Annotated in this window: 16 protein-coding genes; 4 read left to right on the top strand and 12 right to left on the bottom strand. The window is 55.2% G+C overall.

The genetic code is table 11. The features are described 5' to 3' along the window. The first annotated feature begins 28 nt into the window (after window positions 1-28). From LG202_RS11315 to LG202_RS11325, 3 genes are read left to right on the top strand one after another with little or no spacing between them, the layout of a single operon-like run. Window positions 29-490 (top strand): (2Fe-2S)-binding protein, encoded by a 462-nt coding sequence (locus tag LG202_RS11315; RefSeq protein WP_230348478.1) that lies wholly within the window; start codon window positions 29-31, stop codon window positions 488-490. Next, window positions 487-2,787, top strand: a complete 2,301-nt coding sequence (locus LG202_RS11320; RefSeq protein WP_230348479.1) for a xanthine dehydrogenase family protein molybdopterin-binding subunit — start codon at window positions 487-489, stop codon at window positions 2,785-2,787. Before LG202_RS11315 ends, LG202_RS11320 begins: the two co-directional genes overlap by 4 nt. Window positions 2,788-2,790: 3 nt before the next feature. Continuing rightward, on the top strand, window positions 2,791-3,798 hold the full coding sequence (locus LG202_RS11325; RefSeq protein ID WP_230348480.1) for an XdhC family protein: 1,008 nt from the start codon (window positions 2,791-2,793) through the stop codon (window positions 3,796-3,798). Window positions 3,799-3,820: 22 nt separating this feature from the next. Here LG202_RS11325 and LG202_RS11330 read toward each other — a convergent pair whose 3' ends face one another. From LG202_RS11330 to LG202_RS11380, 11 genes are all read right to left on the bottom strand, one after another. Beyond that, window positions 3,821-4,405 carry a nucleotidyltransferase family protein gene (locus LG202_RS11330; RefSeq protein ID WP_459724856.1) on the bottom strand — a complete coding sequence of 195 codons (585 nt, stop codon included), beginning with the start codon at window positions 4,403-4,405 and terminating at the stop codon, window positions 3,821-3,823. Between the two features lies 1 nt (window position 4,406). After that, on the bottom strand, window positions 4,407-4,874 hold the full coding sequence (locus tag LG202_RS11335) for an NUDIX hydrolase (RefSeq protein ID WP_230348482.1): 468 nt from the start codon (window positions 4,872-4,874) through the stop codon (window positions 4,407-4,409). A gap of 8 nt (window positions 4,875-4,882) precedes the next feature. Further along, window positions 4,883-5,392 carry a ProQ/FinO family protein gene (locus LG202_RS11340; protein ID WP_230348483.1) on the bottom strand — a complete coding sequence of 170 codons (510 nt, stop codon included), beginning with the start codon at window positions 5,390-5,392 and terminating at the stop codon, window positions 4,883-4,885. A gap of 143 nt (window positions 5,393-5,535) precedes the next feature. Then, window positions 5,536-6,357, bottom strand: a complete 822-nt coding sequence (locus LG202_RS11345) for a mechanosensitive ion channel family protein (RefSeq protein WP_230348484.1) — start codon at window positions 6,355-6,357, stop codon at window positions 5,536-5,538. A 24-nt stretch (window positions 6,358-6,381) separates the two neighbouring features. Beyond that, window positions 6,382-8,334 carry an amylosucrase gene (locus LG202_RS11350; protein ID WP_230348485.1) on the bottom strand — a complete coding sequence of 651 codons (1,953 nt, stop codon included), beginning with the start codon at window positions 8,332-8,334 and terminating at the stop codon, window positions 6,382-6,384. A gap of 32 nt (window positions 8,335-8,366) precedes the next feature. Further along, window positions 8,367-10,544 (bottom strand): HAD-IIB family hydrolase, encoded by a 2,178-nt coding sequence (locus tag LG202_RS11355; RefSeq protein ID WP_230348486.1) that lies wholly within the window; start codon window positions 10,542-10,544, stop codon window positions 8,367-8,369. After that, window positions 10,541-11,476: a carbohydrate kinase family protein gene (locus LG202_RS11360; RefSeq protein ID WP_230348487.1), complete on the bottom strand. Its 936-nt coding sequence runs from the start codon at window positions 11,474-11,476 to the stop codon at window positions 10,541-10,543. Before LG202_RS11360 ends, LG202_RS11355 begins: the two co-directional genes overlap by 4 nt. A gap of 153 nt (window positions 11,477-11,629) precedes the next feature. After that, window positions 11,630-12,643: a DUF2235 domain-containing protein gene (locus LG202_RS11365; protein WP_230348488.1), complete on the bottom strand. Its 1,014-nt coding sequence runs from the start codon at window positions 12,641-12,643 to the stop codon at window positions 11,630-11,632. A gap of 122 nt (window positions 12,644-12,765) precedes the next feature. Continuing rightward, entirely contained in the window at window positions 12,766-13,500 is a 735-nt protein-coding gene (locus tag LG202_RS11370; protein WP_230348489.1) for a dienelactone hydrolase family protein, read from the bottom strand. A 151-nt stretch (window positions 13,501-13,651) separates the two neighbouring features. After that, entirely contained in the window at window positions 13,652-14,059 is a 408-nt protein-coding gene (locus LG202_RS11375; protein ID WP_230348490.1) for a PsiF family protein, read from the bottom strand. Window positions 14,060-14,299: 240 nt separating this feature from the next. Beyond that, window positions 14,300-16,222, bottom strand: a complete 1,923-nt coding sequence (locus tag LG202_RS11380; RefSeq protein ID WP_230348491.1) for a sulfatase-like hydrolase/transferase — start codon at window positions 16,220-16,222, stop codon at window positions 14,300-14,302. A 163-nt stretch (window positions 16,223-16,385) separates the two neighbouring features. Between LG202_RS11380 and LG202_RS11385 the strand changes: the two genes are divergently transcribed. Further along, the gene (locus LG202_RS11385) at window positions 16,386-16,631 is read left to right on the top strand and encodes a hypothetical protein (RefSeq protein ID WP_230348492.1); all 246 of its coding nucleotides are present in this window, start codon (window positions 16,386-16,388) and stop codon (window positions 16,629-16,631) included. A 24-nt stretch (window positions 16,632-16,655) separates the two neighbouring features. On the opposite strand, the gene gndA is transcribed toward LG202_RS11385, so the two are convergent. After that, window positions 16,656-18,167, bottom strand: coding sequence for an NADP-dependent phosphogluconate dehydrogenase (gene gndA, locus LG202_RS11390; protein ID WP_230348493.1), 1,512 nt, complete (start codon window positions 18,165-18,167; stop codon window positions 16,656-16,658). Window positions 18,168-18,213: the final 46 nt, after the last annotated feature.

Genomic DNA, 18,213 nt, shown 5'->3' on the forward strand with positions numbered 1-18,213 from the left:
AGCTTCAGAAAATAAGAAAGGAAATCTCATGGTAACGCTGGATATTAATGGCAAACGTCAGCAACTCGATGTGCCAGATGACATGCCCTTGTTGTGGGCTATACGCGATGTGGCGCAATTGACCGGGACTAAGTTTGGCTGTGGCATGGCGCTATGTGGTGCATGTACCGTGCATTTGGACAATGAGCCGGTGCGCGCCTGTGTCACGCCGGTATCGGCAGCGGCGGGCAAGAGCATCACCACCGTGGAAGCCGTGAACGAAGATAAGGTAGGCAAGGCGGTACAGGCTGCCTGGCTGGAGCTAGGTGTCGCGCAGTGTGGTTATTGCCAGGCTGGCCAGATCATGTCTGCCACAGCACTGTTGCGTAGTACACCCAACCCCACTGATGACGAAATTGATGAAGCCATGAGCGGTAATATCTGCCGTTGCGGTACTTATCCGCGCATTCGTGCCGCGATCAAGCACGCAGCCAAGGAGGGTGCAAAATGAGCGAGACATTGATTGTGGATTTGCCCGATCTTGGCCGCCGACGCCTATTGAAAGGCATGGGGATTATCGGCGGGTTGGCGTTGACGATAGGCGTCAATGGCCTGGTGCGAGCGGCGGTGGAGGAGCCTAAGAAATACGGTGGCGACGCCATGCCAGGGGGGCTGAAAGAAGATGTGCTGGTATTTGTCTCCATCGGCACCGATGGCATCGTCAACATTGTGGCGCATCGTTCAGAAATGGGCCAGGGTGTGCGTACCAGCTTGCCATTAGTGGTTGCTGACGAAATGGAAGCGGATTGGGCGCGGGTTAACGTAGTGCAGGCCGAGGGTAACGAGGCGCGCTACGGCAACCAGAACACCGATGGTTCGCGTAGCATGCGCCACCATTTCGAGCCTATGCGTCGCATCGGTGCGACGGCACGCATGATGCTGGAAGCTGCTGCTGCGGCTACCTGGGGTGTACCGGTGAGCGAAGTGCAGGCCAAGCAACATCAAGTCATCCACAAGCCTAGCGGCAAGACGCTGGGTTATGGCGAGCTGGCAACGGCAGCATCCAAGATACCTGTGCCTCCCAAGGAGCAACTCAAGCTCAAGCCTGCGTCGGAATTCCGTTATATCGGCAAGCAGAACACCCGCAATATTGATGGCCAGAAGATCGTGACGGGTGCTACGCATTACGGTATCGATACCCGCCTGGATGGCATGCTGTATGCCGTGGTGGCCAGGCCACCTGTCTTTGGTGGCAAGGTTAAGGCGTTTGATGCCAGTGCTGCGCTCAAGGTACCGGGCGTGGTCAAGGTTGTCGAGCTGCAAAGCAGCAATTTGCCGCCACTGTTTCATCCGTTGGGTGGTGTTGCCGTGTTAGCGAGCAATACCTGGGCAGCCATCAAGGGACGCGAAGCACTGAAGATAGAATGGGATCACGGTGCAAATGCCAGCTATGACTCAGTGGCTTTCCGCAAGACGCTGGAAGAAGCTGCGCGCAAGCCTGCCAAAGCTGTGCGTAACAACGGCGATGCCGTGGGTGTGCTGGCCAAGGCCAAGCAGACATTTGCAGCGGAGTATTACCAACCGCATATTGCCCACAGCACTATGGAGCCGCCAGCCGCGACGGTTCGCATCACCAATGGCAAGTGCGAGGCCTGGGCCTGTGTGCAGGACCCGCAGGCGACGGTGAATGCCGTGGCAGGGCATCTCGGCTTCAAGCCTGAGAATGTCCGCGTCAATGTCACCCTGCTCGGTGGCGGTTTTGGCCGCAAATCCAAGCCGGATTTCGTCGTCGAGGCTGCATTACTGTCGCAGGCCATGGATGGCAAGCCGGTCAAGGTCACCTGGACGCGCGAGGATGACCTGCATCACGATTATTTCCATACCGTGTCACTCGAACGCATTGAGAGCGCGCTGGATGCCAAGGGCATGCCGACCGCATGGCTGCATCGCACTACCGCGCCTACCATTGCCTCCACTTTTGCCGAAAATGCCAAGGGAGGTGCACCGTTCGAGTTGGGCATGGGTGCCGTGAACCTGCCATTCAATATCCCCAATATGCGGGTTGAAAGCCCGGAAGTGCCCGCGCATACGCGTATTGGCTGGTTCCGTTCGGTATCCAACATCCCGCACGCTTTTGCGACCGAATCATTTATCGCGGAATTGGCACACAAGGCCAAGCGCGATCATCGCGACTACCTGCTGGATTTACTCGGCCCTGCGCGCAAGGTGAATCCAGACAGTATTTCCGATAGCTGGAACTATGGCGAATCACCAGAACGTTACCCGCTGGATATTGGACGCATGCGCCACGTTGTCGAGCTGGCGACGCAGAAAGCTGGCTGGGGACGCAAGCTGCCCAAGGGGCATGGTTTGGGTCTGGCATTTTGCTATAGCTTCGTTACTTATGTCGCGGCCGTGGTTGAGGTCGTGGTGGGCGATAACGGCGAGATCAGCATCCCGCGTGTAGACATCGCCGTGGATTGCGGTCCCCAGGTCAACCCTGACCGTATCCGTTCGCAAGCCGAGGGCGCGTGCATTATGGGTGCCAGCCTGACGCTGACCGGCGAGATCAGCTTCAAGAACGGTGCTGCACAACAGGGCAATTTCCACGAGTATCAGGTCATGCGGATAGACGAAGCGCCGCGTGAGATTCATGTGCACCTGGTTGAGCATAAGCTGGATGTGCCACTGGGCGGGATTGGCGAGCCTGTGACGCCGACCATGGCCCCCGCCATCTGCAACGCTATTTTTGCTGCAACAGGCAAGCGTATCCGCACCTTGCCAATCCGCGATCAGTTGAAGGCCTAAATCATGCACGCACCCGAGCAGGAAGTCCTGGAGCATGCCCTAGCCTGGTTACGGGCTGGGCATCGTGTGCATTTATGTACCGTGGTGCGCACTTGGGGCTCATCACCACGTTTGCCCGGTGCCATGCTCGCCTTACGTGATGATGGGCAGTTATTGGGGTCGGTCTCTGGCGGTTGTATCGAGGATGAATTGATTGATCGTGCACGCCAAGGCAGCCTGCCTGCAGTGAATGGCTTGCTTGAATACGGCGTAAGTCGTGATGAGGCGCAGCGGTATGGCATCCCGTGTGGAGGCCGCCTGCAGATTTTTGTCGAGCAGTTACAAGAGGCTGAGCAGGTATTGCCTATGCTCGAAAGCCTGCAACAACGCAGGCTGATCCGCCGTTCTGTGCGCCTGGGTACTAACGAAGTGGTGTTTGGCGAAGCCATGCCAGGCGCAGTGGCTTGCCTGGAAGATGACTGGTTTCACCATTATTTCGGCCCGCAGTGGCGTTTGCTTATCATCGGCGCCAACCAGCTTGGCGCCATGCTCGCCAGCATGGCACAAGCCTTGGAGTTCAATGTATTACTGTGTGATCCGCGCGAGGAAATCCGTGCACAGTGGCAGGTGACTGGCGTGCAATGGTGCGAGGGAATGCCGGATGACGTGGTGCTGGAGATTACGCCGGATGCTTATACAGCGATTGTTGCTGTCACCCACGATCCCAAGCTGGATGACATGGCCTTGCTGGAAGCTTTGCGCTCGGAGGCTTTTTATATCGGTGCTCTGGGTTCCAGGCTCAACCAGGAGAAGCGTCGTGAACGTATGCGCATGTTTGACCTCAATGACGAGGAAATTGGACGATTGCACGGCCCGGTAGGCTTGCCGATTGGTAGCCGCACTCCGGCTGAAATTGCTGTGGCTATCCTTGCCGAAATCATCCAGATCCGTTCGCAACAACGTGCCGCGGCGTTGACCAGCCAATCTCTTGCCCATGCCTTATCCAACAACACTCATGCTTGTGCGAGTTGAGTAGTAGGTATCTACGTTACGTCTATAATCTTTGCAGGTCTTCCCAGGTATCCAGGTCTTGCAGGATGCCTGGATCATCACATTCCACCAGCTTGATAGCCTCCACATGCTGGCGCAACACCGAACGTGCGCCCTCATCACCTTGCAGGGTAGCCAACTCGGCATAAAAACGCTTGCTAAAGCCTACTGGGTGGCCGCGCAGGCCCTGGTATGTTGGTGCCACGATAGGCACGCCTGATGCCAGGTGTTGGGCGAGGGTGGTCATAGTGTCTGGGCGGATAAATGGCATGTCTGCCAATGCAATCACGATGGCATCGGGCGGCGTTGAGCGGAACATCACTTGCCTCACCGCTGCCGCCAAGCTATCAGCCATTTCCTGTTGATCTGGCTCGCAGATAAGAATATCCAGCCCAGTTTCGCGCAATAGCGCCTGCAGCTTTGGGGTTTCTGGGCGCACGACGGCAAGGCTTTGCGGTAATGCTGCCAGGAGGTTTTGCGCAGCAAGTTGTGCGATTGATGGCCCAGAGGGCAAGGGGTGCAGCAGTTTGTTGCCATGGAGAAAGCGGCGGGAGTGCCCAGCTGCAAGCAGGATGCCGACGATCTTCATGTCATGGCTGGTGGTCGATAGGAAGGCGACACGACACTCCCATGTGTGCGACCTTGGCGACATCTTTGCTCAAAAGCCACTGAGGGTCATCAAGTTCTGCGAGTGAAAACCATCTGGTTTCCAATGCATCATCAGCGGCAATAGGTATGCCTGAAACCCATTGGCATAGCATGGCGATCAATACAAAGTGCTGTTCTAGCTGTTGCTGTGCAGAATGAGCAAATGCATCCACTGCGGTGAGTACTTGCAAGGCTGCGCCATGAATGCCGGTTTCTTCGAGTAGTTCGCGAATGGCAGCTTGTTCCAGCGTTTCGCCAACATTGATTTTCCCGCCGGGAAAGCCCCAGTAACCTGCATCGGGCGGATTAGCGCGCCTGACCAGCAATACCTGCTCCTCATGGACGACAACAGCAATGACGGCAGGCACCGGGTGGGACATCAGCGTGAGCTCATGGATGCTGGTAGCCACTTACGACATCAGGCGCTTGGCTCTGCTGGTGTTTCTGCCGGCTGGGTTGCAGTCGAGGCAGGGGCTGATTCCACTTTAGGTTTGCGCGGCTGTTTGCGGCGAGCTTCCAGTGAGCGTGCCTGGCCAGCATCACGGGCGGTTACCTCGCCAGCAGGGTTGCCTTCCAGATCAACGCGCGGTGCTCCCTCAACAATACTGGCCCAATAGCGTGTACCACGGCACCAAGTCTTCACGGCATCCGTGATAGCCGCTTCTTCCAGGCCTAATTCCTGGGCTTTGGCCAACAACTCCTGATGGATGCCTATCTTGAGTGGCAGCTTGGGGGCTGGATTCTTGGGGAATGCCTTGGGGAAGTTTTTTTGCAGTCTGCCTATCGTTAGCACCACCGGGTCCACAGGATTTTCTTGTGGTTTGCGTGCTGAGGCGGCCTTGGGTTTGGCTTGAGGCTTGGCGGGGCGTTCTGCCTTGGCCTTGGCTGCCAGTTGTTTTTTTAGTTCTGCGAGTTGTTCAAAGCCCATAGCGGTGTTTTGTAAAGAAAAAACGCGATTCTACTACTGAAAGCCAGCTAGCCAGAAGGTTATTACATCTCCTTGCCCTACAATCTTGCTCTCTGGCGCCGAGCGCTGGCAAAACTGGCAGCTTTTCCGCTCGCTAAAACTCATCAAGCGGCTTCTTGCACTGGCGTATCCAATGCCTGCTTCAATCGGTAGATAAATTCCCTGCGTACGCTGCTCTTGTCTGCAGGGTTGACTTGAAAGCGGGCGCGTAGCACGGCAGTTTCGTGGTCCATTTGCTCTACTCCGGCGACTTCGAGATCGCCATCTAGCTTGGCCTTGTACGCATCATCCTGGCGTAGCTGGGTGCCGATTTCGCGCATGGTGTGCAGGATGTGGCTGAAATCGCTGGCAATTGGCACCTTGATGTCGATGACGGCATAGGCAAAACCACGGCTCATGTTGCTCACGGTAGTGATGACGCTGTTGGGGATGAAGTGCACTGTACCTTCATAATCGCGCAGGCGGATATGGCGCAAGGTGACTTCTTCCACAGTGCCTTTCTTGCCTGCGGCCTCGATGGAGTCACCTTGGCGTATCTGGTTTTCCAGCAACATGACCAGGCCATTGAAGTAATCCTTGACCAGGCTTTGCGAGCCAAAGCCGACCGCTACGCCGACAATCCCGGCTGCTGCCAGCACGGGAGCGAGTGAAATGCCGAACTCATGCAGGACTTCAATAAAGGCAATACTGCCGATGACGATAGTGGCAATGTAACTGATCACGCGGCCCAGGGTCTCAATACGCTTCAGTTCTTCCAGGTTTTGTTGTGCATGCAGGCGCAGCCTGCCCTTGAGTAGCTTGATTCCCTTGTTGCACAGGCGCATAAGGATGATGGCTGCCGCAATGATGAACAATATGCGCAGCGCTGACACGATGAGCGGAATGATGTTGTCGGGTGTGCCGAGGGAGGCGAGGAAGGATTGCATAAGTCTCCTTTGTGATGAATAAGGTTAAAGTGCTAGCCAATAAAAGCCCAGCGGCGGGATTTCCAGCGTGTCGCTCTTGGTCGACAGGGTATTGCCGCTATACAGGTCCTTGGTTTCACGGTGTTCAAACAGGTTGACTGCTTCAAGCTCCTTGAGGTTCAGGTGTTGCGGCAAGAGATCAAAATTGGCAATGACCAGCACGCGGGAGTGGATGCCACGTGAGGTAAAGCGCAGGAAGGTGAACAAGTGCGGGTTGTTAGTCTCGAAAATCTCGCGGTTATTGAGGTCGGCAAACGCGGGAATCTGCTTGCGCACTGCCAGCATTTTCTGGATGGCGGTAAAGATGCGGTTTTCCACCGTGCCTGGTTCATGGCGGCGGGCGGCCTTGTTCCAGTCCAGTGTGGGGCGGTGTACCCAGCGGCTGTCGTGGTGCTTGTTCTCGTCATCCAGATAGGTGTTATCGTTGAGCGTGCCGATGGCATCGCCGTAGTAAAGCAAGGGAATACCGCCAAACGAGGCAATCATGCTGTGCAAAAGAATGATGGTGCGGATGCTGGTATCGATGGCATGCTCATCGTTTTGCAGTAGTGCGGTTTCCAGGCCTGCGAGCGAGGCTAGCGAGCCTGAGATGCGGGCGTCGCCAGTTTTGGGGTTGACCCCAAAAGCAACGCCGGTGGCTGTGGAGCCGGGATAGGCACCGGTATAGTAATCAACCATAAAGCGGCGGTGCGCTTGCGGGTCGTAACCCGAGGCACGGATGTCGTTGTCGTCAAACCCCAGGCCGATGTCGTCATGGCATCGCACATAGTTGAGCCAGGTGGCGCGATCCAGCTTGGTAGGCAGGTTACGCAGGCCGCGGTTGAGCAGCAGGGTTTTCTTGGTGGCAACCGCTTCCCACAACAGTGCCATGTAAGTGGCGTTGTAGGCGATTTCGCATTCCTTGGCATTGACGGCATCCTCGCCAAAATACTTGATGATCTCCAGCGGTGCGACGATGGCTTCGGCAATGAACAAAGTGCCAGGGGCGGTGACTTGGCAACAGTCTTTCATCAGTTGCAGGATCAGGTGGGCTTCTCGCTCATTTTGGCTGGCAGAGCCGATTTTTTTCCAGAGGAAGGCGACAGCATCCAGGCGCACGACATCTGCGCCGTGGTTGGCCCAGAACAGGATGATATCGAGCATCTCGATGAAGACGGCCGGGTTCTTGTAATTAAGGTCCCACTGGAAATTATTGAACACGGTCATCACCCAGCGCTGCATGTCCTCATTCCAGGTGAAGTTGCCGGGGGCTGTCTCGGGGAACACCTCGGGCATGGTTTCTTCAAACAGGTCGGGGATTTTGCGGTCGCTGTAGGTGTAGTAATAATCCTGGTATTTCTTGTTGCCTTTTTGGGCTTTGATGGCCCACTCATGTTCATCCGATGTGTGGTTGACCACCACGTCGAGCACCAGCAGCATGTCGCGGCTACGCATGTCTGCACTGAGTGCATCAAGGTCGGCCAGGGTGCCGTATTTGTCGTCTATCTTGCGGAAGTCGCGTACTGCATAGCCGCCGTCATTGCGGCCTTTCGGGCCATCAAGGATGGGCATGATATGTACGAGGTTGATGCCCAGCTCCTGTAGGTAATCCAGCTTGTCATGCATACCATTCAGGCTCTGCGCATACTCCTGGCAATAGAGGGCATAGCCGACCAGCTTCTGGCTCAAAAACCAGTCATGATCCTTTTCCCGTGCCAGGTCACGCTGGCGGAATTCTGGCGGGCGGCTGACGTATTGCTTGGCCATCACGTCTACCAACTTGTGCAGTTGCACGCGGAAATCTCGCCTGTCGCCGTAGAGTTGGTGAAACAGTGAATGGATGGTGTAGAAATTGGCACCCAGGCGGATATAGAAGTGCTTGAGGTCTTCACAGCCTACCTTGGGGTCCAGGCCAATCAGGATATCGTTCAGTAGTGAATGCGAAACTTGTTCATACATACCGTGATACTTTCTTGTGATGACGGGTGAGGCTAGCGCTCACCAACAGGAATGGGTTTGATCTCATCAAAATGGTAATGTGCAATGCCCTCAAGAATGCCAGCGGCATATTGCCCCTGGGCAAAGTAGACTTGCTCCATGCCACGCAGCTTTTCCAGCTCCTCGCTATGATTGCCCACCACAACGCCCAGCGTGTCGCCAACCAGCATCTCGTGGTCATTGCCCGAGTCGCCAGCCACCAGGAAATGCCGCACAGGGACTCCCCATTTATATGCCAGGTAGCGAATGGCATGGCCCTTGGAGGCGCGGATGGGCAAGAGGTCGAGGAATTCGTTGTGCGAGTAAATGAGTTGCGCGAATAGTTGTTGGTCGCGCAGGCGACGGTTCATCTCTTCGATGGGCAGCATCTTGCCTGGGTCGACGATATAGCTGAGCTTGAATTCGCGCTGGTTTTCCGCCGCTTGCAAGGTGAGGCCCGGGAAATCTTTCATGGCTTCTTGCAGTGCTTCACGGCGCCATTTATGGCGGATATGGTTGGCCCAGCCGGTATCGGGGATCAGGCGTGCACCATAGTGGATTTCACTACCGACAGAGCTAATGAGCACTTCAGGGATGGGAACCTGCCATTGCTTGAGAATGGCGACTGCGCTGTCTATCGGGCGACCAGTGGCAATGCCAAAGGCAAATTTTCCCTTGTGTTCCTTGAGCCAGTTGACCAATTGGCGCAGTGAACGCTTATCGCCTAGCAAGGTATTGTCAATGTCGCTGATCAAGGCGGAATTGACCAGTGGCATATAGGATTTTCCAGAGTCCAGCGTGATGACGAGCTGGCGGCGCCAGCGTTTGCGGTCACGCCGCAGCACGTGGCGTACCTGCTTCATGTAGGTATTCACATGAGCAGGCCAGTTGTAGTGGCGCTTGATGCCTGCGAGGCCATTCTTGGCCCAGGTGCGCCAGCGTTTCTTGTCAGCCAACACCTCTTTCAAGGCAGCTGCAATAGCGCTGCTGTCCAGCGTATTGGCGAGCAGGCCACTACGGCAATTGTGCACAATGTCGCGCGGGCCGCCATCGTCTGGCGCGACAAATGGCAGGCCGCTGGCCGCGGCTTCGATCAGGGTCAGGCCGAATGGTTCGGTGAGGGCTGCATTGACGAACACCCCGCGACGGCGTGCTGCCAGGCGGTAGAGCTCTGGGATATCCTCCTGCGAGACATGCTTGGGGATGGCGACCTTGCCCCAGAGATCGTAGCGATCAATATCCAGCAGTAATTCCTGCATAACTTGTTGCTGGGACTCTTCCAGGTCGCGAATGTCGTCGCGGGTGCCAGCGATGATCAGCAGGTTAGCCTGTGCTTGTAGTTCTTCACTCTCGCCAAAGGCCGCGATCAAGCCCTTGAGGTTTTTGCGTACTTCCGGGCGGCATATGGTGAGGATGAGTGGTTTGTCTGGCGCAGAAAAAAAGCGGTTTGTGCTTGCTTGTAGTTCCTCGGAAATTTTCCGGCGGCCAGGAGGCGAAAAACGCGTGGTATTGGTACCGGGTGGGATGACACGAAAGCGCTGGTGGTCGAAGTGCCGGTAGAGGCTGTATTGCTCATCAATCTCCTGTTGTGTGCTGGTGATGATCATGGAGGCATGCTCCAACACAGACTCTTCAGCGGCAATCCGGCGCTCGAAATTGAATTGCCGTTCTATCGTGGCAGCCTTGCGGCCCGAAGCAAGCAGGCGCTCACGCTTGGGGTGCCCGAGCGAGTGCCCGGTATGCACCTGAGGGATGCCGAGCAGCAACGATAACTGCTGCCCAACATAGCCTGCATCGGCATAGTGGGTATGCAGCAGGTCGGGTAGTCTTCCGCCTTGGTTACGCAGGAAATGCAGGCATTGGTCTACCATCTGGTCAAGATGTGGCCAGAGCGATTCCTTGCGCAGGTAGCGCTTGGGGCCGCAGGGTAGGCGGATGATGCGCGCATTGTGTTCCAACTGCTCCTCAGGGATGCTGTAATCCAGCGGCAGGCTGTCATCGTCGATGCGTCGCGTGAGTAGATCGATTTTTTCTACGAGAGGATGCTTGCCCAAGGCGCGGGCCAATTCGACCACATAGGTGATTTGCCCACCAGTATCGGCATCACGGCCCAGTTCGAGGTTTTCGGAACGGATCAGGCCGTGCATGCTGATCATGAGGATATAGATTGGGCGCTCACCGGGGGCACTCATAGCTGCCATGCCTTTTTGTATGGCGCATAAAAATCTGCGGAGGCAGGCGCTGCACCACGCACGCCGCAGAGTGCGGCGGCAAATTGATTGGCGCGTTCTAGCGTGATATCGGCAGGCCAGCCCTTTAATATGCCGAGGATAAAAGCCGAGGCGAATGCATCGCCTGCGCCCACGGTGTCGGCAAAGATTTTAGGCGGCTCTGCGCCATTGACCGTGCTGATGTCGCCTGCATTATCCATCAACCATCCGCCTTCCTCGCCCTCTGTCACCAGCAATAAATCGAGGTTAAAGCGCTTGATCAATGCGGCGGCGTGTTCCTGCGCGGTGCGCCCGGGCAGTCGTAGCATATTGACCAAGGTCGCCAGTTCTTCATTGTTCAATTTGACGATATCGGCGCGTAGCAGGGAGCGGCGTACGGTGTGCTTGTCGTACCAGGGATTGCGCAGGTTGATATCGAGAAAACGTGGGCTGGTGCCGTAGTTGAGGAAGTTATCCACGGCCAGGCGTGATTCCATATTGCGTTGCGCCAATGTGCCGAAATACACCAAGTCCGGCTTGGTGGCCATGGTCACCATATGGGTGACACCAGCATGGATGTAGTCATAAGCCTGGGCTGGCAAGATGTCGAATTCGTGCCCGGTTTCGGTGATGTTTACCTTGACTTGCCCTGTCGGGTTGACCGGGTCGATTTGCACACCGCTGATATCCATATCCAGGTGCTGCATTTCATCCAGTAGTTCGCGGCCCAGCTCGTCCTGGCCGATACGGGTAATCATGACCGGGTGCAGGCCAAAGGCTTGCAGGTGGCGCGCAACATTGAAAGGTGCGCCGCCAAGCACGCTGCCATCGGGAAAAACATCGGCAAGCACTTCGCCGAAAATGGCAACCGCATGGCCGTTGTGTTGCTTGAAGTCACGTTGAGGTAGTGCCACTGTTGCTCCTTTATTTATTATGTACAGCAGCTGACAAAACCCATCTGTTAGATGCTTTACCTTTGCAAGGCTAAAGCACCTGGATGACCAGGTTGGGTTTTGTAAGCCGCTCTCAGGGAGCGCAAGGCGGGATGACAAGCGGCAGGCGGGCTATCAGACGACGATGAGCGTGCTCCAGTCGTTACCAACTTCATTGAGCAGTCGAGCAAGCGCCTTGCTCTTGCTACGGTAGTTGTCTGTGTTGGCTTCCCAGCGTTGCTTGACCGACTTGTGTATTGGCCCAGAGATGGTACGGACATGCTCTTCACGGGCCAGGTAAATGCCTTTGCGCTCATTGTGTTGCTGGTCATGTGCATCAGGTTGGATGGCATTCTTGAGATGAGGTTCAAAAATTAAGCCGGTTTGTTCTGCTTCGCCTATCATCCACTGTGCCGCACAGTAGCTTAAACCGGGCTGGGGGTAGCCGCCGCCAATATCGGAATGTACCCCGGCAAACCACACTTGCTTTAAGTCCAGCCCAGGTTTTTCGCTCCACAAGGTAGGCTCGAAATCCTGGCGATTTTCATCAATCGATACGGCATGACGCGCATGCAGGATGATCTTGCTGGGCTCGGTATCATGGAACAGGAATTCACGTTCGCCCAATGTGCCCCAGAAGGGGATGGGGATGCCAAGCGCCCCTACCGTATCCCAGGCGCCAACAAACTCAATGTAGGTAATATCAGCGACAGCATAGGCCTGGCGGAATGCCGTAGCTTCGGGGGCATTGGGGCCACTGCTGCGGGAGCGTTTGCGATAGAGCTTATAGGCCTCGCTGATACGGCCTGCATGTTCCCGCTTCAGCAAGCCGCTGTTGCGGATAAAGCCTGCTAGCGAGCGCACGGTGTAAGCACCGCGGCTGAAGCCGAAGAAATACAACTGATCACCGGGATCGTAGTTGTGCACGAGGAAGCGGTAGCAATCCGTGATGTTCTTGTCGATACCAGCGCCGGTGATGCCCGCGGTGATCTTGTTCCCATCCGAGCCTATGCCCCAGTCGTAAAACGCTACCTGCTCAATCCCTCCCGTATTCGGTCTGACGGCTTGCGCCATGTGCAGCACATTGGTGGGCTGGGATTGCTCGGGCGAATTCCAGGTGCCATCGGCGAAAATCGCGATTCTTTTCATGGTTGCTCCCCTTGTGTCAGTTAGTTAATCAATACTTTTCCTTTTGCTGCGAGATAGTGGTTATAAGCTTGGATGATGCTGGAAATAAAAAAACCACAGTTGCCTGTGGTTTTTTGAAGTGCTTACAGCGTATTGCTGAACAGCTGCAAGGCTAGCTGGTAGCCTGTGGCGGCGAGCTGTGGATCATAGCGCTCGCCTTCGTCGCGCATGAAGGCGTGCTGGCCATTGAACTCGTGCCAGGTGAAGCTGAGGCCTGCGTCCGTCAATTGTTGGTAAACCTGCACGCGGCCTGCTGTCGGGATATGGTTGTCCTGCTTGCCCCAGATCATGAGCAGTTCGCCCTTGATGTCGGCCAGGCGTTCCATGCTGTGCTGGCCGGGCTTGTTGGGGATAACTTGGGTATGAAGGTCGGTAGCGTAGAAGCAGGCGGTGGCCTTTACTTCTGGTTGCAGGGCGGCACGGAATGCAAGATGGCCACCAATACAGAAACCTGCGGCACCGATGTTGCCGTTGAACCATGGCTGGGTTTGTACCCATTCGATCATAGCGCGGTTGTCGCTGTCGTAGCCTTGCACATCCTTGGCAGATTTGTCGGCATTGCCCTTGTCGCGGCCGGCGTCGTCATAGGCAAGCACGGTGCCAATCGGGTTGAGTTCGTGGAACACTTCGGGTACCAGCACGGCATAGCCGTGGCCAGCGATGATCTTGGCAGCACGTTCGATAGGGCCGGTTTGCTGGAAAATCTCTGAATAGAACAGGATCACAGGGAAACGGCCTTCGCCGGCAGGGCGGTGCACATAGGTGCGCATGGTGCCGGTTGGGGTTTCTAGGTCGACGATATGGCTTTGAATCAGCATTGCGTGGCTCCTCCCACAAAAATAATTATCAATGAACTGCCTATATTCTATCGCGCCGGAGGCGATTCCGGCAGGGCTATGCAGCAGATGTGTGGGTGAAGTGTTGGCAAGCCAGCCCCGCAAGTGGGCAGTGGGCTGGCTTCAGGAGGGCTTAGTTGGCGGAGAGGCAACTTTTCATGAAGGTTTTGCGGGCATCACCTGTCAGGCTCTTTTTGCCTGCTTCGGCATTACAGCTTTTCATTTTTTGTTGCTGGGTATTGCCTGCGGCTTCAGGTGCGCCGGAAAGGCAGTTCTTCATGAATGCCTTGCGCTCGTCGCCCTTGAGGCTTTTTTCGCCTGCTGAGGCGTTGCATGATTTCATGCGTTCCTGCTGGCTATTGGCGGGGGTATCGGCAGTGGCGGATAAGCATGATTTCATGAAGTCCTTGCGCGCATCACCGCTCAGGTTTTTGGAGGCTGCCTCGGTATTGCAGGATTTCATCTTCTCCTGCTGTGGGTTGGCCTGGGCAGTGCTGATACAGAGAATAGATAACAACAGGGTGCTCATTAGCAGTTTCATTGCAAGATTCTCCTCGTGGGGGTGATTGCGCCAAAGGCTGGCGTTGGGGATTACCTGCTTATCTTACTGCGAATTTCGGCTTGTGTAGTGAGCGGAAAAGTAGCGATGACAATTGTTGACTAAAAAAGCTTTTCCGCGATATCCATGATCATATGCTGAATATAGATGACGCCTAGTGCCAGCGCGTTGGCGATGCGTAGCAGAGATTGACTGAAAAACTGCATGGTGATGCTCCTGACTTCATGATGTTTTATCCAGGAAGCGCGTCAGGTCATGCATGATTTGCAGCATGATGTTGACCTGTTGTTTTTGCGCCTCCGCGTTACCGGCAGGATTGAGTGCCTCGTCGTTGGCACTGCTGATCTTGCTCCTGGCATACCCACTGACATTCATGGAGAGCTTGATGGCCTTGTCGACATAAGCGATCCGGCTCCAGTCGGAAATATACGCGTACTGCCGTTCTGGACCGTGCAAGAGATCGTGACCCAGTGCATAGTCAGCCACCGGGTTTTCCACGCCAAGATAAGGCATCAGGGTGGGCACGATGTCCATATGGCTCGTAAGCTTGTCGTGAACACCTGCTGGCACATCGGGTAGCCAAAGCACCAACGGGGTGCGCACTTGCTCGTTGACGAAGGTGGAATTGTGGCCCCAATAGCCGCGCTCCATGAACTCCTCGCCATGATCCCCGACCAGTATGACAATGGTGTGATCAAGCAACTGGTGCTGTTCTAGGTAATCAAAAATGCGGCCAAACTGGCTGTCGAGATGATGCACGGCGTTGATGTAGCGGTTCTTGATCGGCTCGATGTCATGCATCAGTGCTTCCCGGCTCAGCGTGGCATAGTTGATGTCATCCTTGTATGGGCGACGAATGACGCTTTCTTCAGGAAAGTAATAGCGGGCATGCGGTGACTCGAAAAACATGAAACTAAAAAACGGCTTGGATTGGTCATGACTGCCGATGAAGTGCAGCAGGTCGTTGACGTTCTGCCTGTCGTTCATCCAGCCTGGCTTGCCGTTTTTTTGTAGGGCTTGCATATGTTCAACGGGCACATGGCTGAAGATAGTGCGATCAAACTCCGGGTAGCTGAACATGGCGCTGGTATAGAGGCTCATGTCATAGCCTTGTTGCTGCAATACATCAATGATGGCGGCGCCGCGCTGATCGCGCAGGAAGGGGAACCAATAATTACCCGGTAGCCCGGTGAACATGCTGAACACGCCCATGCGCGTGCCGTTGCCGCCGCTGTAGTTGTGAGTGTAGCGTTGTGCTCGCTGTGCGAATTCCCAGGTACGCGGCATGACTTCGGGGTTAAGCATGTCCGCGCGCCAGGATTCTGCCGTGAGCCAGAGGATGTTGTACGGCTTGGCGGGAGCCTTGATGGACAAGGGATTTAAAGGGTAATTCAGTCGACCATCAATGCGCAGTTTAGGCCGTTCAGCAATATTCATCCCCAGGTGCTTGAACAGGCCCTTGGCGGTGACAGTCTGGAAGAAAGGCACTTGCTCGGCCAGCTCTGTCGTGGCGGTCTTGCCCATGGCATCTTGTGCTGCATACCCTAGGTGGACGCCTACAGTTGCCAACAGCAAGAGTGTGATGGCCCATTTCAGGGAAGGGGCCTTGGTTGTCCGGCGTTGCTTGCCTAGAAGATGAGCCAGAAACAACAAGGCGAGTTGCAGGATAACGAATCCGGCAGCAATCAACCCGAAACCCAGGCTGGATTCTGCACTGCCGCCCAGCGAATCGATACCGCCTGGCGTTGTCACCAGGTTGATAATGAAGCCATTGATGAAGGTGCCATACAGCGTATAGAGCTTGGCATTGGCATACAGTAGCAAGGTGGTGACGCTGGTGGTGAGCACGCCCGTGACGTAGGCAGGCCAGGTATGCTTGCGTAATAACCGATAGACAAGCCAGGTTAACAGCGCGGAGGGAAGTAGATAATAAGCGCTATACGAGAGCCAGCTTGCCGCAACAAGGGCAAAGCTGGTGAGGCCTGCTTGCCATGCTTCTTGTAACTGAATGCTATCTGAGGCAAGCCATGCGACGGGAAAATAGCTAAGCAGATAGAAGTAAATCAAGCGGGTGGAAGTATTTAGGCTGCGCATCGGATACATGACGTCATGAAAGTCATGTATCTGTCGCAATTCTAATGCCAAGATGTATGTGATCTTTTGTGCAGTTTTGTGACTATGTAAATCAGTGGGTTATATTCTATTGATGTGTTTGACAATGTTAATTCATGTAAATTTTGCAGGGTGCTAAATACCAGTCTGCAAAATTTACATGAATTAACGGATGTAAAAACCAGGAGGTAATGTGATGCCGCGATCATTGCAGCAGGCCGTTGAGCTTGCATTGCATGACGATTGGAATGGGGCGCATGAGATTGCGCAAGCATCGGATGAGGTGATGGCACACTGGATACACGCTGTGCTGCACAAAATCGAGGGAGATGAGTGGAATAGCCGCTATTGGTATCGACGTACCCCGCATGAGTATGAGGAGTATGCCGACCCAAAGGCGGAGCTGCGAGCGATTGCCGCAACCTTGCAAGGCGGGGAGTAAAGACTCCCTCGCTTATCTACGTGCTTATACCTTGAGCTGCGGACGATCCGGTTCCGGCCAGTCGGTATGGAAGAACTGGCCGCGTGGCTGGTCTGTGCGTTCGTAGGTGTGGGCACCAAAGTAATCGCGTTGTGCCTGCAACAGGTTGGCAGGCAGTGTTGCGCTACGGTAGCCGTCATAGTAGGACAACGCTGCGCAGAATGCCTGCGCCGGGATGCCGTTACGCACCGCCAGTGAAACCACTTCGCGCCAGCTTTCCTGGCCTTCATCCAGTGCTTCGGTGAAGTAAGGGTCTAGCATCAGGTTCTTGAGGCGTGAATCAAGCGCATAAGCATCGGTGATTTTTTGCAGGAAGCGGGCGCGGATGATGCAACCGCCACGCCAGATTTGTGCGATCTCACCGAAGTTGAGCTTCCAGTTGTAAGCAACCTGAGCTTTGTCCATGAGCTGGAAACCTTGAGCGTAAGCGCAGATCTTGGAGCAATACAACGCATTGCGGATCGCCTCGATCAGCTTTTCGCGGTCGGCTTCCAGTTTGATGGTGGGGCCCTTGAGGATGGTGCTGGCTTCCACACGTTCATCCTTGACGGTAGAAAGGGCACGCGCAAACACGGCGGCGGCGATTGCGTTGGCCGGTGAGCCCAGTTCCAGTGCGTTGGCGGCAGTCCATTGACCTGTACCTTTTTGGCCTGCGGCATCCATGATCTTGTCTACGAGGAAGCCGTCACCAGAGGGGTCTTTTTGTTGCAGGATGTCGCCGGTGATTTCGATCAGGAAGCTCGACAGTTCGCCCTTGTTCCATTCCTCGAATACCTTGCCGATCTCGTCTGCACGCATGCCAAGCAGGTTCTTCATCAGCCAGTAGGCTTCGCAGATCAACTGCATGTCGATATATTCGATGCCGTTGTGCACCATCTTGACATAGTGCCCAGCGCCATCAGGGCCGATATATTCGGCACAGGAGAAGCCGCCTTGCACGGGCTTGCCGGGCTCAGCGCCTTCAATTGGCTTGCCGGTGCGTGGATCTACCTTGGCAGCAATGTCGCGCCAAATCGGTTCGAGCGATGACCATGCCTTGCGTGTACCGCTGGGCATGAGGGATGGGCCAAAGCGTGCACCTGTTTCACCACCTGATACGCCTGAACCAATGAATTCCAGGCCTTTCGCCTTGAGTTCCTTCTCGCGGCGAATGGTGTCAGTCCAGAGCGCATTGCCACCATCGATGATGATGTCGCCCTCTTCCAGGAAAGGAATGAGAGCGTTGATGGTGACATCGGTGGCGCTGCCTGCCTTGACCAACAGCACGATTTTGCGTGGGCGTTTGATGCTCAATACAAAGGTGGCGAGGTCTTCAAAGCCTTTCAGCTTGGCGGCGGAGGGCTCGTTTTCCTTGCAATGTGCGGTGAATTTGCGCGTTTTTTCCGGGTCGCGGTTGTAGACGGAGATCGTATAGCCGTGATCTGCGATGTTAAGTGCTAGGTTCTGCCCCATGACTGCTAAACCAATGAGGCCAATATCTGCAGTATTTGTACTCATAATGATTGCTTCTTGTTAAGTAGGGTGGATAGAAACGAGAGCTACA

It is taken from the genome of Methylobacillus methanolivorans (assembly GCF_054588515.1).

What these genes read in the sequence shown, in the direction of transcription:
- LG202_RS11350 (WP_230348485.1), bottom strand. Translation starts at nt 8,334, where the DNA reads ATGTATGAACAAGTTTCGCATTCACTACTGAACGATATCCTGATTGGC.
- LG202_RS11365 (WP_230348488.1), bottom strand. Translation starts at nt 12,643, where the DNA reads ATGAAAAGAATCGCGATTTTCGCCGATGGCACCTGGAATTCGCCCGAG.
- gndA (WP_230348493.1), bottom strand. Translation starts at nt 18,167, where the DNA reads ATGAGTACAAATACTGCAGATATTGGCCTCATTGGTTTAGCAGTCATG.
- LG202_RS11330 (WP_459724856.1), bottom strand. Translation starts at nt 4,405, where the DNA reads ATGAAGATCGTCGGCATCCTGCTTGCAGCTGGGCACTCCCGCCGCTTT.
- LG202_RS11325 (WP_230348480.1), top strand. Translation starts at nt 2,791, where the DNA reads ATGCACGCACCCGAGCAGGAAGTCCTGGAGCATGCCCTAGCCTGGTTA.
- LG202_RS11315 (WP_230348478.1), top strand. Translation starts at nt 29, where the DNA reads ATGGTAACGCTGGATATTAATGGCAAACGTCAGCAACTCGATGTGCCA.
- LG202_RS11370 (WP_230348489.1), bottom strand. Translation starts at nt 13,500, where the DNA reads ATGCTGATTCAAAGCCATATCGTCGACCTAGAAACCCCAACCGGCACC.
- LG202_RS11345 (WP_230348484.1), bottom strand. Translation starts at nt 6,357, where the DNA reads ATGCAATCCTTCCTCGCCTCCCTCGGCACACCCGACAACATCATTCCG.
- LG202_RS11320 (WP_230348479.1), top strand. Translation starts at nt 487, where the DNA reads ATGAGCGAGACATTGATTGTGGATTTGCCCGATCTTGGCCGCCGACGC.
- LG202_RS11355 (WP_230348486.1), bottom strand. Translation starts at nt 10,544, where the DNA reads ATGAGTGCCCCCGGTGAGCGCCCAATCTATATCCTCATGATCAGCATG.
- LG202_RS11375 (WP_230348490.1), bottom strand. Translation starts at nt 14,059, where the DNA reads ATGAAACTGCTAATGAGCACCCTGTTGTTATCTATTCTCTGTATCAGC.
- LG202_RS11340 (WP_230348483.1), bottom strand. Translation starts at nt 5,392, where the DNA reads ATGGGCTTTGAACAACTCGCAGAACTAAAAAAACAACTGGCAGCCAAG.
- LG202_RS11385 (WP_230348492.1), top strand. Translation starts at nt 16,386, where the DNA reads ATGCCGCGATCATTGCAGCAGGCCGTTGAGCTTGCATTGCATGACGAT.